Raw genomic sequence first — 21,187 nt, 5'->3', positions numbered from 1 at the left:
GAATGAGTGCAGAAAATTTAACCTTTATAGCTGTCCTGCCATTTCAGCAGGCGCTTCTCAAGCAGGCGTACGAATGAATCGGTCAGCTTGCCGACCGTAGCGAAGGTGAAGATGCCAACGAAGACGACGCCGGTGCGCATGAAAGAGCGGGCATCCTGGATCAAATAACCGATGCCGCGATCCGCGCCCATCAGCTCGGCAACGACGAGGCACAGCCAAGCCATGCTGAGCGAAAGCCGGAGACCGAGCAGCACATTAGGCAAAGCGGCTGGAAGCACCAGCTTGGTGATTTGCTTGGCTCTTGTGAATTCAAGTGCCCGCGCTACATCGAACAGCTTCGAATCGACGTTGCGAACTCCGAGAAACGTATTGACGTACAACGGGAAGAAAGCGCCCACGGCGATCAGCAGTATTTTGGAAAGCTCGCCAAAGCCGAACCATAAAATAAACAGCGGCGTAATCGCCAGCAGCGGAACCGTTCGCAGCATTTGAATCGAAGGATCAAGCACATCCTCGGTGCGTTTGGACAGGCCAACCAATAGCCCGATTAACAGGCCGAGCGTACCTCCAATTAGAAAGCCCATCGCAGCTCGGTAGATGCTGATTCGCAAATGCTTGATAAATTCCCCCGAAATCAGCAGCTCGTAGAAGTCTTTCATAATAGAGAGCGGCGATGGGAATAATTGAGCAGAAATCAGCTCGGCGTAGGATAAATACTGCCAGATTATGAGTACGAGCAGCGGCAGGACAGCTCCTATAAGGAAGCGGCTCGCTGCGCTTCTTTTGTGACTTTTTTTCGTTAGCTTGGTCATCGCATTTCAATCCTTCCTGAGCTTGTCCATTTGCTTTAAATTTCCCAGCCTGTCAGCACAGGGGACGTATCATTGAGCGCAGACAGCACCTTGGTGCGGAATTGTTGAAAGCTTATTCCTGTCCGGTCCCTCGGATACGGAAGATCGATTGTAATTGTGCTTTTGATCGTTCCGGGCCGAGCGCCCATTACATAGATGCGGTTCGACAGGAATACAGCTTCGTCGATATCATGGGTGACGAGCAGCATCGTTGTGCCATTTTTCTCCCAAATATCGAGCAAGGCTTCCTGCATATGTGTTTTCGTGAAAGCATCCAGCGCACCGAATGGCTCGTCGAGCAGCAGTACCTCAGGATTACGCAGCAAAGCTCTAGCAATGGCAACCCGCTGTGACATGCCCCCTGACAACTCGCGCGGGTATGACTTTTCGAAGCCTTGCAGCTTTACCAAGGCGATGATGTCATCGACCTGTTTTCTAACTTCAGGAGTGCGCAGCGACAGATCAGCCGCAATATTTTGCTCGACCGTAAGCCAAGGAAACAAGCGATGCTCTTGAAAAATAACGCCTTTTTCCTTGCCGGGCCGAGTGACCTCTTTCCCGCTCAGCATGACGTTTCCTTCATATTCCGCATCGAGTCCGGCGACGATTTTGAGAAGCGTGCTTTTGCCGCAGCCGCTTGGGCCGATAAAGCTCACAAACTGTCCAGGCTTGACGCTAAAATCAATTTCCGATAAGACGTTCAGCGTTTCGGCTCCGCGGTTGAATGATTTATGCAAGGAACGTATCGTCAATTCACCTTTTTGCGTCAAAATATCACCTAACCTTATTGAATTAGTGGGTTATTAACTGCTATTATTAACTCATATAAATACTTCTGATGTAAAATATGAATTTTTTATCTTATCATAAATTTCATTTATGTAATGGGGGCCAATATGCGAATTGAGCAGTTGCAATACGTTGTGGAAGTAGCATTAACCGGATCCATATCCATTGCCGCAGAGCGGATGCACGTATCACAGCCGAATATAAGCCATGCGATTTCCACCTTGGAAAAGGAGGTCGGCATTACTTTATTTCATCGCACACGTGCAGGAACGACGCCGACGGAGGCTGGCAAATCGATTATTGCCAAAGCGCAGAGCATTTTGCTGCAGCTCGATGATTTAAAGGAAACTGCGAAGGTCCACTCGACGCTGCTTGACGAGCAGTTGTCTATTGGCGCCATTTCCGGCATTTGCACAAGCGTTCTTCCTCGTACTTTATCCAGCTATGCCAGTAAATATCCTTATGTGGAAATGGAAGTCGTAGAGGATCATTCCGGGGGAATTGAGGAGCGGCTGCTGGAGGGAAAACTCGATCTTGGCTTGATGGGCATTACGGGCGAATATTCCCATAAGCAGCTGACGGCCGAGCGTTTTCTGTCCTGTGAAATTATGGCCTGTGTAGGTGCCAAGTCGCCGCTTGCTACGCGAAAAAGCCTTTCCTTGAAGGAGATTTTGGAATATCCGATTTTGGGCGCCTCGGGCCATATGCAGGAGCTGCTGAAGCCGCACGGCACACCTCGGCAATTGTTTCATTCGAAAGGCACAGAAGCGGCGAAATGTGTAGCGGCGGAAGGGATGGCAATTTGCTTTTATATGGATATGTCCTTGAAAATGGACCCTTATGTGGCCACAGGACAAATCATTCCGATCCCTATTAAAGAAAAGCCTGTCGTGCATTTATATTGGGTGCATCAGAAAAAAAAGCTGACCGCAGCAAGCGAGGCCTTTATGAAGGAGCTGTTTTTGCAGCTTGACCAATTTAATCGCATGCAGCGATTTTATTAAGAACGGTTTAAAGATGATAGGCCTTTAAATTAACGGCAGAGAAGGGCATATAAATGCAATTCCATTGAAAAATAACAAGTATGCCTTGTTCATTGCATGTAAATCAAGCTCTTGATTATGTAAACTTAAATCAGCAAAACGATGGATGGCTTTGCTGAAGAGTGAACCTATTATTAAGGGAGTGTTTTTACATTGAACAAGCATCAACTTACTTCTGCCCGCCGAGCGGCAGCCAGTTCCCCAGCTACTGATCGTCTGCCTTGGGCCGCATTATTAGCGCTCGCTATGGCAGGGTTTATATGTATTTTGACGGAGACGATTCCCGCGGGCCTGCTGCCGCAAATCGGGGAGGGGCTGCACATTTCAGAGGCGCTAGCGGGTCAACTGGTCACTGCGTACGCGCTGGGCACCTTATTGACAGCCATTCCTTTGACTGCGGCTACAAGCGGCTGGCGCAGGCGTCCTCTGCTGCTGCTATGTATGGTCGGCTTTCTGCTGTTCAACAGCGTAACGGCGTTTTCCTCCAGTTATGGGCTGACGATAATTGCCCGTTTTATGGCGGGAGTAAGCTCCGGCATATTATGGGGCATGTCAGCTGGCTATGCTCGCCGCATGGTGCCTGATGCACTGAAGGGCCGCGCAATGGCTATAGCGATGCTTGGGGCACCGATCGCGCTTGCACTTGGTGTTCCTGCGGGTACTTTCCTTGGTGTATTTGCGGGCTGGCGGTTTGTTTTTGGAATGATGTCGCTGCTTGCCGTGCTGCTCATCTTGTGGATCATGTGGAAGATGCCGGACTTTGCAGGACAAGCTTCAGCCAAGAGACGCTCCCTCTACAACGTATTTATTATCCCGGGAGTAAGGCCTGTCTTAGCCGTTGTCCTGGCCTGGGTGCTTGCACACAACATTCTTTATACGTATATAGCGCCTTTTTTGGCTATGATCGGGCTTGTGGAACGCGTAGATGTCGTTTTGCTGGTTTTTGGAGTGACTTCGGTTGCGGGCATCCTATTCATTGGCCTGTTAATTGACCGCATGCAGCGGGCTTTGGTCATTATAAGCCTCGCGGGTTTTGCCGTCGCATCCGTCCTGCTGGGCATAGGCAGCAGCCAGTCTATGCTCGTCTATGCAGCCATTGCTTTGTGGGGGTTGACCTTTGGCGGGGCGGCGACGCTGCTGCAGACAGCGGTGGCCGAAGCCGCTGGCGATCATGCAGATGTGGCGCAATCCATGCTGGTGACGGCCTGGAATTTGGCGATTGGCGGGGGCGGATTAATCGGTGCGATTTTGCTTGAAACGCTTGGTGTTATTTCCTTCCCATGGGTACTGTTCCTGTTGGTTATCGCAGCTCTGCTCATCGCGTGGCTTGCCAAGGAGCATGGTTTTCGTGCGAACATAAACTGAGCTGTATGAGCATCAGCCTAAATCGGTGAGGTAAGGTGCTCCCGCAAGAGCGGGAATAAGATGCCTATGGTCAATGGGTGATGACATCACAATCAAAATCGTATAGGTGCCATATTTATCACATTGATTGCCGAACTCTTCAAGGGAGCGGGTGGAGTCGGTCAGCACTTTCAATAAGTAATTGTGCTGGCCGCTGATGCGGTGGCACTCGATAACATCGGAAGAGGAATGGACAAAATCAAGAAAGGCATGGCAATCCCGCGTCTGAAACAGCATATAGGCGATGGATTGCTTGCCGATTTTTTCCGGAGAAATGATCGTGCGATATTCCTCGATAGTACCTTTTTCCTCCAGCCGTCTGACTCTTTCCGTTACAGCGGGTTGGGACAGGCCCACGCTTTTGCCAAGCTCCGTCATGGAAATTCTCGCTTGATTTTGCAAATGAAATAAAATTTGTTTGTCCACATGATCCATGAAAAATACCTCCTTTAAATTTAAAGTTTAAATATATAAATACATATACTTTATAAGTATTATAAATTTTTTCTTAATAATTATAGGTGATTAAGCCGTTCATACGACTATCATAAACCTATAAGCTTACTTTAAGCAAGTGAAAGCTCCTCTTTAATAAACTGCATCAATTGATGCTTCGATGTGGACGCATAGGCCTCATTGCGCAGCTGCAGCAGGCCAATGGGAATGGAGGCATCCTTGAGCTGTACATCAAGGACAACAAGATTTGGCGCCAGCTGTGTCGAAGCAAGAACAACGCCTATAGCGGCTGTCTGCTGGATAAATGCCGGAATAGCAGAAATTTGGCTGATCGTATGCAGGAGGGGAGCATTGTCATAGCGTGAAAACTGCTTGGATAATCGCAAATAATACAGGCATGCAGCTCCTCCAATAAGGAGAGGATAAGCAAGCAGCTCGGCAAAATCTATTTCTTTCCTGCTCGCAAGCGGATGATCGTTAGCTGCCACAAAAGCGATTCTCTCTTCAAATAAGGGCTCAAAGCGAAAGGCAGCCGAATCAGCAGGTTCCCCGCAAATGGCAAAGTCGAGTCTGCCTTGCAGCACTGCGCGAGACAAAGTATCGGTGTTGCCTATAACAAAATGGCAGGAAACACGGGGTTTAAGCGCCTGGAACCGCCGGAGTGAAGCAGGCAGTACCTGCTTTGCAAGCGATTCTAACGCTCCTATGCTGACCGTCCCAATCTCCTCTTGCTGCAAAGCCTTCGCCTGCTCCGCTACATGATGCCAATGTCCAATCAGCTTGTCCACCTCGGCGGCGAACAGCTGCCCTGCGGCCGTAAGCTCGGCATCCCAGCCCCGATTGAACAGCTGAATGCCAAGCTCCTTCTCCAGCCGCTGCACCTGATTCGTGACAGTAGACTGGGCATAATGCAGCTTGAGGGCGGCTTTGGAAAAGTTGCCTTCTTGAACAATCGTTTGAAACGTCGTTAGCTCCTTCAAATCCATGCTGAGCAGCTCCTTGTTTATGGCTAATAATCTCATTTGATAACATTGAATATGATTATGATTTTATTCAATTATCCGGAGGAAAACAAAAAAACCAGTACACGGACAAGTCTCTCGTCTACTGGTTTTTGCCGTTTATATCATATCGAGGTAATCAATTTTCCAATGCACGGTTTTAATAAACTCGTCCAGCTTTACGGAATCTCTTTCTTTGAAAAGCTGAATAATCTGCTTATGCTCCTCATTCATTTGCGACAATACCGAAAACAGCCGCTGCTTGTCCTCGCTTAAGTAAATTTGCCGGATAAAGCTGTTTTGCAGCGATTTTAATATTTCAATTAAGGTGCTGTTGTTGCATTTCAGCAAGTAAACATTATGGAAATCGTTCTGGTAATGCTGGTAATCGGTATAATTTTGCTGCTGGATCGCCAAGTCGATTTTTTCAACCAGCCGCTCCATCGTCGCGATATCGTCTTCGTCTAAATGTGAAACGGATAAAGTAGCGGCAAGCGAATCCAGCACCCCGACGACCTGAAAAACATCCAGCTTCTTTTTCGTATCCAGCTCTTTGACGATGAAGCCTCGGCGGGGCAAGTTTTCCAGCAAATTTTCCGAGGCCAGCTGAATCAGAGCCTCCCGGACAGGGGTGCGGCTGACCCCCAGCGTTTGGCAAATGGAGGCTTCGTTCAATTTCTGATTAGGCAGCAAAGAGCCGTTTTGAATTTTTTCTGCTATATAATTGTACACATGATCTTTTAAAGACTGGTACTTTTTGATGGTCATCGTAGCGCTCCTTTAGGACGAATAAAAAATGCGACTTCCAGTATCTGCAGGGAAATCTACGATTCATAGTACCATTGTCATAGGGTTTGATCAAGCGGCGAAGCCATTTTGAAAGCGCTTTATAATTTTATTGATTTTCAAAAGAATGCATGATATGATCAAAAACATAAACAAGAAAATTGTATATTGTATACAAAATACAAAATTGATCAGGGGGCATTCATGCCGCTGTCAAAAGGAGCAATCGCGCCATAAATTGTATACAATATACAATTTATAATGGTGCAAGCGAAGTTTTCCTAGAATCTATGAACAAAAGCAAAGGGTGAGGAAGCAATGCGTGAACACATCGATAACAATGCGCGAATAGGCACAAAAGCGGTTTGGGGCGGGGAGAAGGATTTTCGAGTATTCGGATCCACTCAGGTTCCCGTCGTGCTCAGCGTAGCTTATGACTATAGCGACGTTGACGAATGGCAGGAAGTGGCGCTGGGGAACAAACCGGGATATACCTACAATCGGATGTCGAACCCGACCGTCCGGGCGATGGAAGAAAAGGTGCGGCTGCTGGAAGAGGCGGAGGAGGTTATCGCTTTTTCATCCGGCATGGCGGCGATCAGCAGCGCGCTTTATACGTTTTTGCGGCCTGGCGACCGCGTCGTCTCCGTCAAGGACACCTACGGCGGAACGAACAAAATTTTCACGGAATTTTTGCCGCAAATTCATGTAGAAACGGTGCTGTGCAATACCGGTGATCATGAGGAGATCGAGCGCGAGATTGCTAAAGGCTGCAACGTGCTCTACCTAGAGTCGCCGACGAATCCGACGCTGAAAATTACCGATATCGAACGTTTGGCCAAAGCGGCGAAAGCCGTCGGCGCGCTGGTGATGGTCGATAATACGTTCGCAACGCCAATCAATCAAAATCCGCTGAAGCTCGGCGTCGATCTCGTCATTCATAGTGCGACCAAATTTTTAAGCGGCCATGCCGATGTGCTCGGAGGCGTCGTGTGCGGGTCCGCAGCTTTGATGGAGAAGGTGTACCACTACCGGGAAATTCACGGGGCGAACCTCGATCCGTGGGCGGCTTATCTGATTTTGCGGGGGATGAAAACGCTTAAGCTCCGCGTCCGTCAACAGGCGCAAAGCGCCATGGAAATCGCCCGCTTTTTGCAAAAGCATCCGCTTGTCGAGTCAGTCAACTATCCTGGTCTGGAGACACATCCGCATCATGATATTGCAAAAAGGCAGATGAACGGCTTTGGCGGCATTTTGAGCGTTGTGCTCAAAGGGGAAATGGAAACGATCAAGCTGCTGCTGCCGCGGCTCCAGTATGCGAACCGGGCAGGCAACCTTGGCGCCGTCGAAACGATTTACGGACCGGCGAGAACGACCAGCCATGTCGAATGCACGCTGGAAGAGCGCCGGGCGCTGGGCATTTCCGAAGGCCTGCTGCGCATCTCTGTCGGCATCGAGGATACGGAGGATTTGATCGCCGACTTGTCGCAGGCGCTAGCCTATGTAGAATCGCAGATGCCTTTAAGCATCTATAACCTATAAGGAGAGATCGATATGGAACTCAAAATTGCACTGCTTGGCTTTGGCGTCGTAGGTCAGGGATTGGCGGAAATATTGGAAGAGAAAAGCAAGGCATTGCACAGCGATACCGGGTTTCAGGCGAAAATTGTCGCGATCTCGGACATGATGAAAGGCTCTTTGTATCATCCGGACGGCTTGAATATCGTGGAAGCGCTGCGGGCTGTAAAAGAAACGGGCAGGCTCGACGCTTACCCTGAAGAGCCGGGGCTAACCCGCGGTTGGGACAGCTTCAAAACGATTCAGGAAACGAATGCCGATACGATTGTAGAGCTGACCTTTACCGATGTGAAGACGGGCCAGCCGGCGATCGATCACTGCCGCGCCGCATTCAAATGCAAGAAAAATGTCGTGATGAGCAATAAAGGCCCGGTCGCGCTTGCTTATCAGGAGCTGTCGGAGCTTGCTCGCATAAACGGCGTTCGCTGGGGGTACGAGGGCACGGTCATGAGCGGAACGCCTGCGCTCCGCATGCCGATCACCGCGCTTTCGGGCAATCGGATCAACGAGATCAAGGGCATTTTGAACGGGACGACCAATTATATGCTGACCCGGATGGAAGAGGGCATGAGCTATGCGGACGCGCTTGCCGAGGCGCAAGGACTAGGCTATGCGGAAGCGGACCCGACCAGCGATGTCGAAGGCTATGACGCGCAGTACAAGATTACGATTTTGAGCAATATCGTGATGAATGTGCCTCTGGAAAGGGAGGACGTTGCCTGCGAAGGGATTAGCAAGCTGACCCGGGAAGATATGGAGCGTGCCAAACAGGAAGGCAAGCGCTGGAAGCTGATCGCACGCTGCTGGCGCGACGGCGAGGAGGTCATCGCCAAGGTAGGGCCGGAGGCGATTCCGCTCAGCGATCCGCTGGCGGGCGTGGGCGGTGCATTGAATGCCGTTACGTACGATTGCGATCTGGCCGGGCCGATCACGCTGATGGGCGCCGGGGCCGGACGCAAGGAAACAGGCTTTTCGATTTTGATTGATCTGATCAACATTCACCGCAATCAACTGTAGCTTCTGCAATCATAGAAATTAAACAACCAGGATGAGGTGTAAACAATGACTATGGAAACTATGGTAAAGAAAAGCAAGATGTATTTGGCCGGACAATGGGTGCTGCGCGAGAACTTGATGGAAGTCCGCGATCCGCAGGACGATAGCCTGATCGCAACCGTGCCCGCTGCCTCGACGGCGGACATGCTGTTTGCCATCGAGCAGGCGAAGGAAGGATTCCGGCTGAGCTCGGAGCTTCCGACGCATGAGCGGATCGCCATTCTGAACCGCGCAGCCGACTGGGTGGACGTGCATAAGGAAGACTACGCGGAGACGATTGCCCGCGAAGGCAGCAAAACGATCAAAGAAGCGCGGAAGGAAGTCAGAAGATGCGTGGAGACGCTGCGCATCAGCGCGGAGGAGGCCAGACGGCTCCATGGCGAGACGATCGCGTTCGACCAAATGCCGGGCAGTGAAAAACGTTTCGGCTACTACTACCGTTTTCCGATCGGCATCATCGGGGCGATTACGCCCTTCAACGATCCGCTCAACCTGGTTGCGCACAAGGTCGGCCCGGCAATCGCCGCAGGCAACGCGATTATTGTAAAGCCTGCGCCTGCAACTCCGCTTAGCGCGCTGATGCTGGCGGAAGCTTTTGATCAGGCGGGTCTGCCCGCCAAAATTTTATCGGTCGTAACGGGCAATGCCAGCGAAATCGGCGATGCCTTGGTAACGCATCCCGATGTGAGAATGATTTCGTTTACCGGGGGACTGACGACAGGCAAAGCGATCATGCAAAAGGGCGGACTGAAAAAAATGGGCATGGAGCTCGGTTCCAACTCCCCGGCTATCGTATTGAACGACGCGAATATTAGCGATGCGGTCGAAGCGACCGTATCCGGCGCATTCTGGGCGGCGGGCCAAAATTGCCTGGGCGTGCAGCGCATTTACGTGCAGGAGGCGGTATACGCATCCTTTGTCGCCCAATTCGTCGCCAGAACGAAGCTGTACCGCATGGGCAGCAAGCTAAAGGAGGACACGGACATGGGTCCGATGATCAACGAAAGAGAAGCGAAGCGCGTGGAGAGCTGGATTCAGGAAGCGGTAGAGCAGGGCGGAGAACTGCTGTGCGGCGGCCAGCGCCGCGGTGCATTCGTGGAGCCGACTGTTATGGCGAACGTTCCGAAGACGTGCAAAGTCGTGAAAGAGGAAGTGTTCGGTCCCGTCGTGACGATTTTCAGTGTGCCTGATTTGGATACGGCAATACGCGAATCCAACAGCGTCGATTTCGGGCTGCAGGCAGGAATTTTCACGGCAAATCTGGAGCATGCCTTTACGGCCGTTCACAAGCTCGACGTTGGCGGCGTGATGGTCAACGACAGCTCCGATTACCGCATTGACGCCATGCCTTTCGGCGGCGTTAAAGGCTCCGGACTTGGCCGGGAGGGCGTTGCCTTCGCGCTTCACGAGATGACCGAGCCGAAAGTGGTCTGCTTTCAGATGTCGAAATAAATGAAACGAACTTGTATTCCACCAAGATGACTTCGGGGAGAGATCCACATGTCAGTGCGTATCGAACATGATTTTCTCGGTGAAAAGGCGGTGCCCGCCGAAGCCTACTACGGCATTCAGACGCTGCGGGCCACCGAAAATTTCCCGGTGACCGGAACCCCGGTCAGCCCGCATTTGATGACGGCTTTGGCCGAGATCAAGAAGGCCTCGGCTTTGGCCAATATGGAAACCGGCATGCTGCCGAAAACGATCGGTTTCGAGATTGTGCAGGCTGCGGAGGAGGCGGCTGCGGGCAAGCTGTCGGCGCATTTTATCGTCGATGCCATCCAGGGCGGGGCTGGCACTTCCATCAATATGAATATGAATGAAGTGCTGGCCAACCGGGCGCTGGAGCGGCTCGGCAAGCGGAAAGGCGATTACTTCCACTGCTCGCCAAACAATCACGTCAACATGTCCCAATCGACGAACGATACGGTTCCGACGGCGATCCGCATCGCCGCTTACCGGCTCGCCGAACCGCTGCTGGCCGCTGTTGCTGCTCTCGAAGCGGGGTTTGCGCGGAAAGCGGAGGAGTTCGACAATGTTCTGAAAATGGGACGCACCCATTTGCAGGATGCGGTTCCGATCCGGCTGGGACAAGAGTTCGGCGCCTATGCCCGCGTAATCGGCAGGGATCTTGCAAGAATCACCGCGGCGGCAGCCGGATTGCTGACGGTTAATCTGGGCGCGACGGCCGTCGGTACGGGGCTCAACGCCAATCTGAGGTACAGCGAGCTGGCCGTGCGGAATTTGATTCAGCAGACAGGGCTTCCTTTAACCGCGGCGGATGATTTGGTGGACGCTACTCAAAATACGGACGCCTTTACGGCGCTCTCTGCGGCGCTTAAAATTATGGCGGTAAATCTGTCTAAAATTTGCAATGACCTCAGGCTTATGGCTTCGGGACCTCGTGCCGGGCTTGGCGAGATTCAATTCCCTCCCAAGCAGCCCGGATCGTCGATTATGCCGGGCAAGGTTAATCCGGTCATGGCGGAAATGGTCAACCAGATCGCCTTTCAGGTGATCGGCAACGATCATACGATTTGCTTGGCCGCAGAAGCGGGCCAGTTTGAGCTGAATGTGATGGGGCCGGTCTTGGCCCATAATTTGCTCCAATCCTTACTCATCTTGCGCAACGGGCTCAACGTTTTCCTGCGCGAGGCCGTGGAAGGCATTCAGGCGAATGAGGAAACCTGCAGATTGCACGTGGAACGAAGCTTCGGCGTCATGACGGCGCTGAATCCTCATCTCGGTTATGAAACCGCTGCCAGGCTAGTAAAGGAAGCGCTCCAATCCGGACAAACGATCAAGGAAATATGTCTGGAAAGAAATCTTTTGACCCCCGAAGAGTTAGATGTTATATTAAATCCCTTTGAAATGACAACCCCTGGAATTGCGGGCCTTGAGTATCTCGAAAACTTCGACAAGGGAGCGAAATAGGATGAGCAGAATCGGTGAGAACGAGCAGCACACATTGAAAAGATCGATGAAAAGCCGGCATATTTTCATGATTTCACTTGGCGGTGTCATCGGAACAGGACTTTTTCTAAGCACAGGCTATACGCTGAACCTGGCCGGACCGGGAGGGGCTGTGCTCGCTTACCTGGTCGGAGCGCTGATTATGTATTTAGTGATGCTTTGCCTAGGCGAATTGAGCGTAGCGATGCCGGTTACGGGTTCATTCCCGGCTTATGCGACCAAATTTATCGGGCCTGCTACGGGTTTTACGATCGGCTGGCTTTATTGGCTGACGTGGGTCGTGACGGTCGGATCGGAGTTTACGGCGGCTGGTCTGCTGATGCAGCGCTGGTTCCCCAATATCTCGGTTTGGATTTGGAGCGCGATATTCGCCGTTTTACTGTTTGCTTTAAATGCTTTATCCGCGAAATTTTTTGCAGAATCCGAATTTTGGGTTGCCGGCTTTAAGGTCATTGTTATTATCCTTTTCATTGTGCTTGGCGGAGCGGCCATGTTTGGGCTCATTCCGATGGAAGGCGGCGCCTCGGCTCCGATGTTCTCTAACCTGATCAATCAGGGCGGGCTGTTTCCAAACGGCTTCCTGCCGGTATTATTCGTCATGATATCCGTCAATTTCGCTTTCTCCGGCACCGAGCTGATCGGCGTGACCGCAGGGGAAACGGAAGATCCAGACCGCAGCATTCCGCGCTCCATCCGTACAGTCGTTTGGCGGACGATGATCTTCTTCGTCGGTGCGATTATCGTGCTGGCCGGGCTTATTCCATGGAAGGAAGCGGGAGTTATCGAAAGTCCATTCGTTCTCGTATTTGACAAGATCGGCATTCCGTATGCGGCCGACATTATGAACTTTGTCATTTTGACCGCTTTGCTTTCGGTGGGCAATTCGGGACTGTATGCTTCGACGAGGATGCTTTGGGCGCTTTCCCAGGAAAAAATGATCAGCCCGTGGCTTGGCAAAGTGACATCGCATGGCGTACCGATGAATGCGCTGATCGTCAGCATGATGGTTTCCTGCCTGTCCCTGCTCTCCAGCGTGATTGCTCCTGATACCGTCTATGTCGTACTGATCGCCATCTCCGGGTTCGCCGTCGTAGCCGTATGGATGGGCATCGTCGCTTCGCAATTTATGTTCCGCAGACAGTTTCTCAAGCAGGGCGGCAAGCTCCAGGATTTGAAATACCGGACTCCGCTGTACCCTTATGTGCCCATTGCGGCGTTTCTGCTCTGTCTGACGTCCTGCATAGGATTGTATTTCGATCCTGCTCAGCGCATCGCTTTGTATTGCGGAGTTCCTTTCGTCGTCATGTGTTACCTTATTTATTATTTGAAAAACAAAAAATCAGCGGCGACGCCGCCTGCGCAATAAATGGAGCAGCTCTTTGGGATCGGTAGGAATGGACGATTCCAGCAGCGGCAATTTGTGGACTGGGAGTGATCGTGAATGACGGTAAAGGCTAGTGTAAGTGGAGGCACAAGTATTATTATTAGGCTGGAAATCAGCCAGGATGTGGTGACGTTCGGGCAGATCGCGACAGCGATCGGCGATGCCGGCGGGGATGTTATCGCGATCGATGTCGCGAAATCCGGCAAAGCGACGACGATTCGGGATATTACGGTTCATGTGAGCGATCATAAGCATTCCGACTCTATTGTAAGCGCTGTCAAAAAATTGGCAGGCATCAAAGTATTGCATGTTTCCGACCAAACCTTTCTGATCCATCTCGGCGGGAAAATCGAAATGGTGCCGAAAATGCCGATCAAAAACCGCGAGGATTTGTCGCGCGTTTATACGCCGGGCGTAGCGCGAGTCTGCATGGCGATCCACGAGGACCCGAGAAAAGCGCATTCGCTGACGATCAAGCGTAACACGGTTGCAGTCGTTTCCGACGGCTCTGCGGTGCTCGGACTCGGCAATATCGGACCGGAGGCGGCGATGCCGGTTATGGAAGGCAAAGCGATGCTGTTTAAGCAATTGGCCGGTGTAGATGCGTTTCCTATTTGCCTGAATACGCAGAGCACCGAAGAAATTATTCAAATTGTTAAAGCGCTCGCGCCGACGTTCGGCGGCATCAATCTGGAGGATATTTCGTCGCCGCGCTGTTTTGAAATCGAGAACCGGTTGATCGAGGAACTGGATATCCCCGTTTTCCATGATGACCAGCATGGGACGGCGGTCGTCCTGCTAGCAGGATTGCTGAACGCCGTCAAAGTGGTGAAAAAAGAGCTCGGCCGCTGCAAGGTAGTCGTATGCGGTATCGGAGCGGCGGGCATCGCCTGCACCAAGATGCTGCTGGCCGCCGGGGTGACGAACCTTATCGGCGTCGATCGGCAAGGCGCTATCGTGCGGGGGCAAACCTATGACAATCCTGCATGGCAATGGTTTTCCGAGCATACGAATCCCGAGGGCCTAAGCGGCGCTTTGAGCGAGGTGATCCGCGGCGCCGATATATTCATCGGACTGTCCGGGCCGAAGGTGCTCAGTGTGGACGATGTACAAAATATGGCTGGCGATCCGATCGTTTTCGCCATGGCGAATCCGACGCCGGAAATTCCGCCGGAAGAAGCAGAGCCGTACGTCCGCGTGATGGCGACCGGAAGGTCGGATTACCCGAATCAGATCAACAACGTGCTTTGTTTCCCCGGCTTGTTCCGCGGCGTCCTCGACTGCCGTGCCTCGCGAATTACGGAGGAGATGAAGCTGGCCGCGGCAAGCGCGATCGCTTCCGTCGTTACGGAGGAGGAACTGAACGAGTCCTACATTATTCCAAGCGTATTTAATCAACACGTTGTGGAAAAAGTGCGGGAAGCCGTCATTGCCGCAGCCTACCAGTCGGGCGTAGCGCGCCGCAGCCTTAGCCAAGAGACCACGAACGAGGCGGCCGAAGCGCGGCTCCAGGAAGAATTTGCATGAACGAGCATTTGAAAAACGGTGCCGCCATCCTCGTCGGCTCGGCGATTATGGGCTTTGGCATCAACTATTTCAATGCAGCTAACGGGCTGGCCGAGGGTGGTATTACCGGAGCCAGCTTATTGCTGAAATATATGTTTGGCTGGGATGCAGGAGTAACCAATTTTTTGCTTAACCTCCCGCTTTTTTTTGTTGGCTGGAAGGCGCTCGGAGGGCGTTCTTTGGCTTATACCGTTTTTGCAACGTTGATGTTCTCGTTTTTTGTATACGTCTTTCGGGACATTCATTTTGTTATGAGCGATCTGCTGCTGGCTTCCTTGTATGCCGGCGTGACGGTCGGTGTCGGTTTGGGCCTTGTTTTCCGGTATGGCGGGACAAGCGGCGGAACGGACATTTTAGCGCAGGTGCTCAAAAAATATTGGGGATGGCCTGTCGGAAGAAGCGTTTTTATGTTCGATTGCGCCACCATTGTGCTGTCGCTTATTTATTTGGATCGGGAACGGGCAATGTATACGATTGTGGCCGTTTTCGTGGGCTCGCGGGTGCTTGACTACGTCATGGAAGGCTCGGGTAGAGGCAAAGCGGCGATCATCATTACGAGCCATGCCGATCAAATATCGGCCCGCATCCATACGGAAATGGAGCGAGGCACGACGTTTTTCCACGGGAAAGGCGGTTACAGCGATGCCGAGAAAAAAATTATTTACTGCGTCGTCAGCCGCTCCGAAGTAGGCCGGCTCAAAAAGCTGGTCCACGATACGGACCGCTACGCCTTTGTTACCGTTCACGACGTCGTCGAAGTGTTCGGAGAGGGGTTCAACTCGCTGCGGGAAAAAGAGTGAGCGCCATAGGCCTAGGCCTTATTTCCTTCAAATTGATGCTGAACAGCTCCTTGTACAAATAGCTAACCATCTTATTCGATAAAATTGAATAAGAATATGATTTTATTCAATTATACAAATAAATGACGAAGGCGTACAATGAGGGCAACCCATTGAAGGAGGAAGCCAGCATGCCATTCGTCAGAGTCAGTTATTTGGAAAATAAATATGATGAGCCACAGCTGTCAGTCATTAGTCAGGTCATTATGGGTGCACTCATGGAGCATTTCCATGTGCCGGAGGATGATTTTTTTCAAGTATTCCATGGGCATCGGGCAAGCGAATTTTATTACAGTCCACATTATCTAAATATTAGGCGGACCGATGAGTTGCTTTTTATCCAAATTACTTTGAAATCTGGAAGAAGCACGGTGCAGAAGCAGCATTTTTATAAAAGGGTAGCGCAGCGTTTGGCGAGCGAGCTGGCCATTCGCGAGGAAGATGTATTCATCATGCTCGTCGGGACGGAACTGGAAGATTGGACGTTCGGCAGCGGGATCGCCCAAATGATTAACCCTCCAGAAGCAGTCGCTTCAAATGTCCGGCAAACGTTCGGAGATATAGCGCCCGCTTTTGTCCAATATTCGGAGGAGTTGCTCTTCGGAGAGGTTTGGAAAAGAGAGCAGCTGTCGCTTCGGGATCGCAGCCTGCTTACGATATCAACATTAGTGGCCGGCGGATCCACGGAGCAGCTGCCCTTCCACATTCGTCTAGGGAGGCAGCATGGCCTGACGGAGGAGCAGATCGTGGAGGCATTAACCCATCTTGCTTTTTACGCGGGCTGGCCGCGTGCCGCAGCTGCTATCCAAGCAGCGAAGCAGCTGTTTCAAGAAACGAGTTGATCCTCCCCCCCAAACGGGGGATTTTCTAATCGCTTGCTTCCTATTATGATAAACAAGAATACAGCATTGTTTTTTTCGGTGACACAATATGACGCATTTTGCCTCTCAAGGCATCAGCCGAGCTGCTCAGCTCCAATGATGCCAGCCTATACTTGCAGATCGCGGCGACGCCTCCACTTAGAGGCGCTGCCCATCTGTGGGACACCTCAACAATCGTTATTTCATAAGCTAACCTATCTAATACGGCGGGTACTGGTCAAACAGTATGTGCCGTATTTTTAATGCCCTGTTTTCTGCTATACTAGGGGTGGCCTGGAATATTGAGTATTAATACATAGGCATTTTCGGAGGTGTCCGCAAGTAATGGCAAGCATTAAACTTCATATTCCTCCCATTCGCAGCTCTTTAGTATTTCGGCCGAAGCTGATGAGCAAGCTCGACGAGGGAATGAAAGCGAAGCTGACCGTCGTTTCCGCGCAAGCCGGCTATGGGAAAACGACAGCCTTGAGCGGGTGGGCGAAATTATGCAGCTCGCCAGTGGCATGGGTTTCACTGGATGTGCATGACAATGACTGGATTGCCTTTTGGAGCTATGTGACAGCGTCCATTCAAGCCCGTATTGCTGGGTTTGCTCCTTTCCTTCGAGCCTTGATCGAGAAAGGGCCATCGGTGTCCGCAGAGCCTGCGATGAGCATGCTGCTGAATGAGCTTGCTGGCTTGGATAGCGAGCTTTCCATCATCCTTGACGATTTTCAATTTATTGAACTGCCGTCTATTCAGCATTCCTTCATTTATTTGCTGGAGCACCTGCCTGCCCATATTCATATATATATCGCCAGCCGCAATGAACTTCCCATTCCTACAGCAAGGCTGCGGGCGAAAGGGGAATTTCATCAAATCAAGATGCCCGATTTGCGGTTTGAGCTGGAGGAAGGCTTTGTTTTTTTTCGCGATTTGACGGAGCTGCATTTAACGAAAGAACAGGTGACGCGGCTGTGCCTCCAGACGGAGGGCTGGATCAGCGGCTTGCAGCTGGCTGCCATTTCCTTAAAGCAGAGCGGCAATATTCCGGAATCGATTGAGCAGTTTAATGGGCATCATCATCATATTTCGGACTATTTGCTGGAGGAAGTATTTAGTCAGCTGCCGATTCAATTGCGCGATTTTCTACTGGAAACGTCTATATTACAAAGGCTGAACGCTTCTATATGCGAGGCGGTAACGGGCTGTGCCAACAGCCAAGAGCAATTGGAGAAAATCGAACGTTTGAATTTATTTATTATCCCGCTTGACGAGCAGCGCGGCTGGTATCGGTATCATCATTTGCTTTCGGATTTTTTGCAGCAGCAGCTGCTGAGGGAAAAGCCGGATAAAAAGCTGCAAGCGCACATTCGTGCCGCACAATGGCTGGAGAGCCAGGGGCTTGAGCAGGGGGCAGTCGAGCATTTTTTGCAGGGCCAGCAGTATAGCGATGCCGTACGCTTAATGGAGAAAAATCTCATTGCTTTCATGCAAACGAAAAGCGTTGTATTAAATAGATGGTTGTCCGTCTTGCCGGAAAGCACCTTTGCAGATAAGCCGATGGTCGAAATGTTTTACATTTCGGTTCTGCTCGGGGTGGGGGAATGGAAAGCCGCTTTCCGCAAAATCGAGCAAGCCCGAATTCGCTTTGCTTCATTGAAAGAGCAATTAGCTGAAGCGGATTGGAAGCGGGCAATGGGCAACATTTATTTCTTTTGCTCCATCGTTTCCTATTTGCATAAAGACCTCAAGCTGACGTCGGAATATTTGGAGCAAATGGAGCAATACATGCCCGAGGGCAGTTTTTTTCAAACGATGGGACGCAATCGCTATCAAGGCTATGATGCCTTTGACGACCATTTGGCATTTATAAACGATCTTCATGCAGCGAGTGCATTTTTACTGAGATGGATTAAAGCATGGGAGCATAAAAAACAATACCCGTTTATCGGCTTTCTCAACGTGTCGTACAGCAAATTGCTTTATGAATGGAATCAGCTGGATGACGCTTCGTTTTATGCGAATCAAGCACTTGGACGCGACGATATTAAGCCCTTTGCCCGAATTATGATACAATTGGCGGTTAGCGCTTCACAAATCGAGCAGGCTAAGGGAAATAGCGAGCGGGCTGCGGAGCTGCTCATGCAGCTAAAGTCGCATATCGATTCACCCGATGCGGTATTGTTCCATTTGCGAATTGAGGCGGAGCAAGCTCGACTTGCTTTGCGGCAAGGCTTCATCCAAGAGGCACAAAACTGGCTCTATCATTGCGGCATGCTGCATACGGACGAAGTATCGCTAGGCCGTGTGCCTGAGCATCTCATAATGGCCAGAGTGCTTGCTGCCTGCGGCAGACCGGACGATGCGCTGCATTTGCTAGGGCGGCTGCTCCAGCTATTAAGCGCGGAGGATCGGCTGCGCGATCGCATAAAAAGCATGATTTTGCAAAGCTTAATTTTTGAGCAAGTGGGCCGGATGGATGCTGCGCTTGCACAGCTGGAGGGAGCGCTGCGGCTTGCCGAGCCGCAAGGCTACATTCGCAGCTTCATTGATGAAGGCGAACGGATGGCCGTACTGCTCATCGCTTATACAAAGACTAGACATGCAATTAAGAACGCTAAAGAGCAGCGGCTGCCTGTTGTAACACTGGAATATGTAAGAGAGCTGCTTCTTGCTTTGAATGCGGAAGCAGGAGAGAAGCAGCAGGTGAAAATAATTTTAACGGAACAGGAAATACGGGTGCTGCGGCTCATTGCTGATGGCTTGGAGAATAAGGAAATCGCCGCCAAGCTCGGCAATGCGAGCGAGACGATAAAGTGGCATATTAAGAGCATATATAGAAAGCTTGGTGTGAGCAATCGCGTCCAGGCGCTGCAGGTTGCTAGGGAATCTAATATTTTTCTGCCCTAAATCGGCCGATTCCGCATGAACTAGGATGCAGCTTTGTAAGTCTTGCCGCGGGGCAAGGCTTATTTTTTATGAGTAAACAAGATTAATTACAATATTTTCTGTGTAGAAAGACCTATTTTTGTAACAATATATTTTTAAATCGGCGATTTATTCAGATTCTAGTGCTCTATCAAAAATAATAGCAAATGTCTTATAATAGAATGTGAAGTAAATTATAGGAAATGAGTAGGGAGGAATTTTTTTTGCTTGAAATTTCAGCATCCTATGTCGATTCGCTTGCTCCGAATGCTGCCGCTATTAAGAACGGGCAAGGACTCGTTAAGAAAAAAAGCTTTGTGCAATTAAACCGTTCTGAAGATGGAGAGCTTTTATTTGGGCAATGTGCAGGCAGCGGCAAGTCCAACTATGAGTGCTCGGTTGACTTTCTCATCCCAGAGAAGCCGAGCTTTCGCTGCACATGCCCCAGCCGCCAATTTCCTTGCAAGCATGGTTTAGGCTTGTTGTATGCATACACGGATGGGTTGTCCTTTGAAGTGGCACCGATTCCTGAAGATATTATAAGCAAACGCGAAAAAGCAGAAAAACGCGTTGAAAATAAAGCGCAAAAGGAAAATAGTGATGAGCCGCCTAAACCGAAGAAGGTGAACAAGACGGCGCTGAAGAAAAAAATAGCTTCCCAGCTGGAGGGGCTTGATGTGCTGGAAAAGCTCATTCTTTCGCTTATTCGCAGCGGTCTTGGCACCATCGACAGCAAAATGCTTAAAGCTATCCAAGAGCACGTCAAGCAATTGGGCAACTATTATTTGTCGGGTGCCCAAATTGAGCTGCGGCGGTTTGCGCTGCTGCTTGCAGATGGTCGTGACCGTGAAGAGAGTTATACCTACGCGGCGGAGCAGCTGAGCAGGCTGCATGCTTTTATCAAGAAAGGCCGAGCTTATCTGCTCTCCAAGCTGGAGGATCCGGAGCTTGCGCTGGATCATACGTCAACAATTGAGGAGTGGCTGGGCCATGCCTGGCAGTTAACCGAGCTGAAGGAATATGGCCTTGTAACAGAACAAGCCGAGCTGCTGCAGCTGGCCTTCTACAGCTATGACGATGATGCCCGCCAGGAGTTTGTAGATGTTGGTTATTGGCTTGAAGCGGCCAGCGGCGAAATTCATCGCACCGTGCAATATCGCCCCCGCAAAGCGGCCAAGCATATGCGCGAGGATGACAGCTTTTTTGAAGTCGCTCAGGTGCCTTGCTTGTACAAGTATCCAGGAGATATGAATGCCCGGGTGCGCTTTGAGGAAATGGTGCCGAGAGCTGTGACAGCTGCTGATTTGGCGAACGTATCTTCCAAGGCGAACGGTACTTATGCAGAAGCGGTCAAGCGTGTAAAGAACCAGCTGAAAAACCCGCTCAGCGACAAGTCGCCTGTAATGCTGCTGCACGCCGCCAAAGTCGGAGCAACCGAAAGCGGGCAGTTTGCATTAGTAGACGAAGCGGGAGGACAGCTTGTGCTGGAGGATGCTGCAGCGCTGCCGCAAGGCACCGTATCCTTGCTGCCTTATCTGAATGACGCTCAGCTGAAGGACTGCTGCGTTCTGGTTATGTTTGAGCACCGGATGGACCAAGGGCGGCTTGCTGCCCAGCCGCTGACTATCATAAAGGGTGAAAATATAACTCGGCTTTTATACTAGCTTCTATTA

General features: G+C 51.0%; 17 protein-coding genes. 12 read left to right on the top strand and 5 right to left on the bottom strand.

All coding sequences use genetic code 11. The features are described 5' to 3' along the window. Positions 1–17: 17 nt before the first annotated feature. Complete coding sequence (locus ABEW34_RS10230) at positions 18–812, bottom strand: ABC transporter permease (RefSeq protein WP_430157832.1); 795 nt, start codon at positions 810–812, stop codon at positions 18–20. Positions 813–847: 35 nt separating this feature from the next. Further along, positions 848–1,621 (bottom strand): ABC transporter ATP-binding protein, encoded by a 774-nt coding sequence (locus ABEW34_RS10225; RefSeq protein ID WP_430157829.1) that lies wholly within the window; start codon positions 1,619–1,621, stop codon positions 848–850. Positions 1,622–1,747: 126 nt separating this feature from the next. Here ABEW34_RS10225 and ABEW34_RS10220 point away from each other — a divergent pair, with 126 nt between their 5' ends. Together ABEW34_RS10220 and ABEW34_RS10215 are read left to right on the top strand one after the other, a co-directional pair. Then, positions 1,748–2,644 (top strand): LysR family transcriptional regulator, encoded by an 897-nt coding sequence (locus ABEW34_RS10220; protein WP_430157826.1) that lies wholly within the window; start codon positions 1,748–1,750, stop codon positions 2,642–2,644. A gap of 192 nt (positions 2,645–2,836) precedes the next feature. Beyond that, a complete protein-coding gene (locus tag ABEW34_RS10215; RefSeq protein ID WP_430157823.1) occupies positions 2,837–4,048 on the top strand; it encodes an MFS transporter in 1,212 nt (403 codons plus the stop codon). Positions 4,049–4,060: 12 nt separating this feature from the next. On the opposite strand, the gene ABEW34_RS10210 is transcribed toward ABEW34_RS10215, so the two are convergent. The 3 genes from ABEW34_RS10210 to ABEW34_RS10200 form a co-directional block, all read right to left on the bottom strand. Further along, the gene (locus ABEW34_RS10210) at positions 4,061–4,522 is read right to left on the bottom strand and encodes an Lrp/AsnC family transcriptional regulator (RefSeq protein ID WP_430157821.1); all 462 of its coding nucleotides are present in this window, start codon (positions 4,520–4,522) and stop codon (positions 4,061–4,063) included. A gap of 131 nt (positions 4,523–4,653) precedes the next feature. After that, the gene (locus ABEW34_RS10205; protein WP_430157819.1) at positions 4,654–5,529 is read right to left on the bottom strand and encodes a LysR family transcriptional regulator; all 876 of its coding nucleotides are present in this window, start codon (positions 5,527–5,529) and stop codon (positions 4,654–4,656) included. A 135-nt stretch (positions 5,530–5,664) separates the two neighbouring features. Beyond that, positions 5,665–6,312, bottom strand: coding sequence for a GntR family transcriptional regulator (locus tag ABEW34_RS10200; protein ID WP_430157817.1), 648 nt, complete (start codon positions 6,310–6,312; stop codon positions 5,665–5,667). 336 nt (positions 6,313–6,648) lie between these two features. Here ABEW34_RS10200 and ABEW34_RS10195 point away from each other — a divergent pair, with 336 nt between their 5' ends. From ABEW34_RS10195 to ABEW34_RS10150, 10 genes are all read left to right on the top strand, one after another. Then, positions 6,649–7,872 carry a cystathionine gamma-synthase family protein gene (locus tag ABEW34_RS10195; protein WP_430157814.1) on the top strand — a complete coding sequence of 408 codons (1,224 nt, stop codon included), beginning with the start codon at positions 6,649–6,651 and terminating at the stop codon, positions 7,870–7,872. Between the two features lie 12 nt (positions 7,873–7,884). Then, complete coding sequence (locus tag ABEW34_RS10190; RefSeq protein WP_430157811.1) at positions 7,885–8,925, top strand: homoserine dehydrogenase; 1,041 nt, start codon at positions 7,885–7,887, stop codon at positions 8,923–8,925. Positions 8,926–8,970: 45 nt separating this feature from the next. Then, positions 8,971–10,416, top strand: a complete 1,446-nt coding sequence (locus tag ABEW34_RS10185; RefSeq protein WP_430157808.1) for an aldehyde dehydrogenase family protein — start codon at positions 8,971–8,973, stop codon at positions 10,414–10,416. A 48-nt stretch (positions 10,417–10,464) separates the two neighbouring features. Next, positions 10,465–11,895 (top strand): aspartate ammonia-lyase, encoded by a 1,431-nt coding sequence (locus tag ABEW34_RS10180; protein WP_430157805.1) that lies wholly within the window; start codon positions 10,465–10,467, stop codon positions 11,893–11,895. A 1-nt stretch (position 11,896) separates the two neighbouring features. Next, positions 11,897–13,300: an amino acid permease gene (locus ABEW34_RS10175; RefSeq protein ID WP_430157803.1), complete on the top strand. Its 1,404-nt coding sequence runs from the start codon at positions 11,897–11,899 to the stop codon at positions 13,298–13,300. A gap of 75 nt (positions 13,301–13,375) precedes the next feature. Continuing rightward, positions 13,376–14,845, top strand: coding sequence for an NAD-dependent malic enzyme (locus ABEW34_RS10170; protein WP_430157800.1), 1,470 nt, complete (start codon positions 13,376–13,378; stop codon positions 14,843–14,845). After that, a complete protein-coding gene (locus ABEW34_RS10165; protein ID WP_430157797.1) occupies positions 14,842–15,684 on the top strand; it encodes a YitT family protein in 843 nt (280 codons plus the stop codon). The genes ABEW34_RS10170 and ABEW34_RS10165 overlap by 4 nt, the downstream gene beginning before the upstream one ends. 170 nt (positions 15,685–15,854) lie before the next feature. Then, positions 15,855–16,565 carry a tautomerase family protein gene (locus ABEW34_RS10160; RefSeq protein ID WP_430157795.1) on the top strand — a complete coding sequence of 237 codons (711 nt, stop codon included), beginning with the start codon at positions 15,855–15,857 and terminating at the stop codon, positions 16,563–16,565. Positions 16,566–16,928: 363 nt separating this feature from the next. Further along, entirely contained in the window at positions 16,929–19,496 is a 2,568-nt protein-coding gene (locus ABEW34_RS10155; RefSeq protein ID WP_430157792.1) for a LuxR C-terminal-related transcriptional regulator, read from the top strand. A 242-nt stretch (positions 19,497–19,738) separates the two neighbouring features. After that, the gene (locus ABEW34_RS10150; RefSeq protein ID WP_430157790.1) at positions 19,739–21,178 is read left to right on the top strand and encodes an SWIM zinc finger family protein; all 1,440 of its coding nucleotides are present in this window, start codon (positions 19,739–19,741) and stop codon (positions 21,176–21,178) included. Positions 21,179–21,187: the final 9 nt, after the last annotated feature.

The organism is Paenibacillus algorifonticola (assembly GCF_050481745.1).
Lineage (GTDB): Bacteria > Bacillota > Bacilli > Paenibacillales > Paenibacillaceae > Pristimantibacillus > Pristimantibacillus algorifonticola_A.
The sequence above is the reverse complement of the archived record's forward strand: the minus strand, read 5'-3'. Positions and strand labels throughout refer to the sequence as shown.

What these genes read in the sequence shown, in the direction of transcription:
- ABEW34_RS10220 (WP_430157826.1), top strand. Translation starts at nt 1,748, where the DNA reads ATGCGAATTGAGCAGTTGCAATACGTTGTGGAAGTAGCATTAACCGGA.
- ABEW34_RS10200 (WP_430157817.1), bottom strand. Translation starts at nt 6,312, where the DNA reads ATGACCATCAAAAAGTACCAGTCTTTAAAAGATCATGTGTACAATTAT.
- ABEW34_RS10180 (WP_430157805.1), top strand. Translation starts at nt 10,465, where the DNA reads ATGTCAGTGCGTATCGAACATGATTTTCTCGGTGAAAAGGCGGTGCCC.
- ABEW34_RS10230 (WP_430157832.1), bottom strand. Translation starts at nt 812, where the DNA reads ATGACCAAGCTAACGAAAAAAAGTCACAAAAGAAGCGCAGCGAGCCGC.
- ABEW34_RS10205 (WP_430157819.1), bottom strand. Translation starts at nt 5,529, where the DNA reads ATGGATTTGAAGGAGCTAACGACGTTTCAAACGATTGTTCAAGAAGGC.
- ABEW34_RS10185 (WP_430157808.1), top strand. Translation starts at nt 8,971, where the DNA reads ATGACTATGGAAACTATGGTAAAGAAAAGCAAGATGTATTTGGCCGGA.
- ABEW34_RS10195 (WP_430157814.1), top strand. Translation starts at nt 6,649, where the DNA reads ATGCGTGAACACATCGATAACAATGCGCGAATAGGCACAAAAGCGGTT.
- ABEW34_RS10165 (WP_430157797.1), top strand. Translation starts at nt 14,842, where the DNA reads ATGAACGAGCATTTGAAAAACGGTGCCGCCATCCTCGTCGGCTCGGCG.
- ABEW34_RS10160 (WP_430157795.1), top strand. Translation starts at nt 15,855, where the DNA reads ATGCCATTCGTCAGAGTCAGTTATTTGGAAAATAAATATGATGAGCCA.
- ABEW34_RS10175 (WP_430157803.1), top strand. Translation starts at nt 11,897, where the DNA reads ATGAGCAGAATCGGTGAGAACGAGCAGCACACATTGAAAAGATCGATG.
- ABEW34_RS10210 (WP_430157821.1), bottom strand. Translation starts at nt 4,522, where the DNA reads ATGGATCATGTGGACAAACAAATTTTATTTCATTTGCAAAATCAAGCG.
- ABEW34_RS10170 (WP_430157800.1), top strand. Translation starts at nt 13,376, where the DNA reads ATGACGGTAAAGGCTAGTGTAAGTGGAGGCACAAGTATTATTATTAGG.
- ABEW34_RS10155 (WP_430157792.1), top strand. Translation starts at nt 16,929, where the DNA reads ATGGCAAGCATTAAACTTCATATTCCTCCCATTCGCAGCTCTTTAGTA.
- ABEW34_RS10190 (WP_430157811.1), top strand. Translation starts at nt 7,885, where the DNA reads ATGGAACTCAAAATTGCACTGCTTGGCTTTGGCGTCGTAGGTCAGGGA.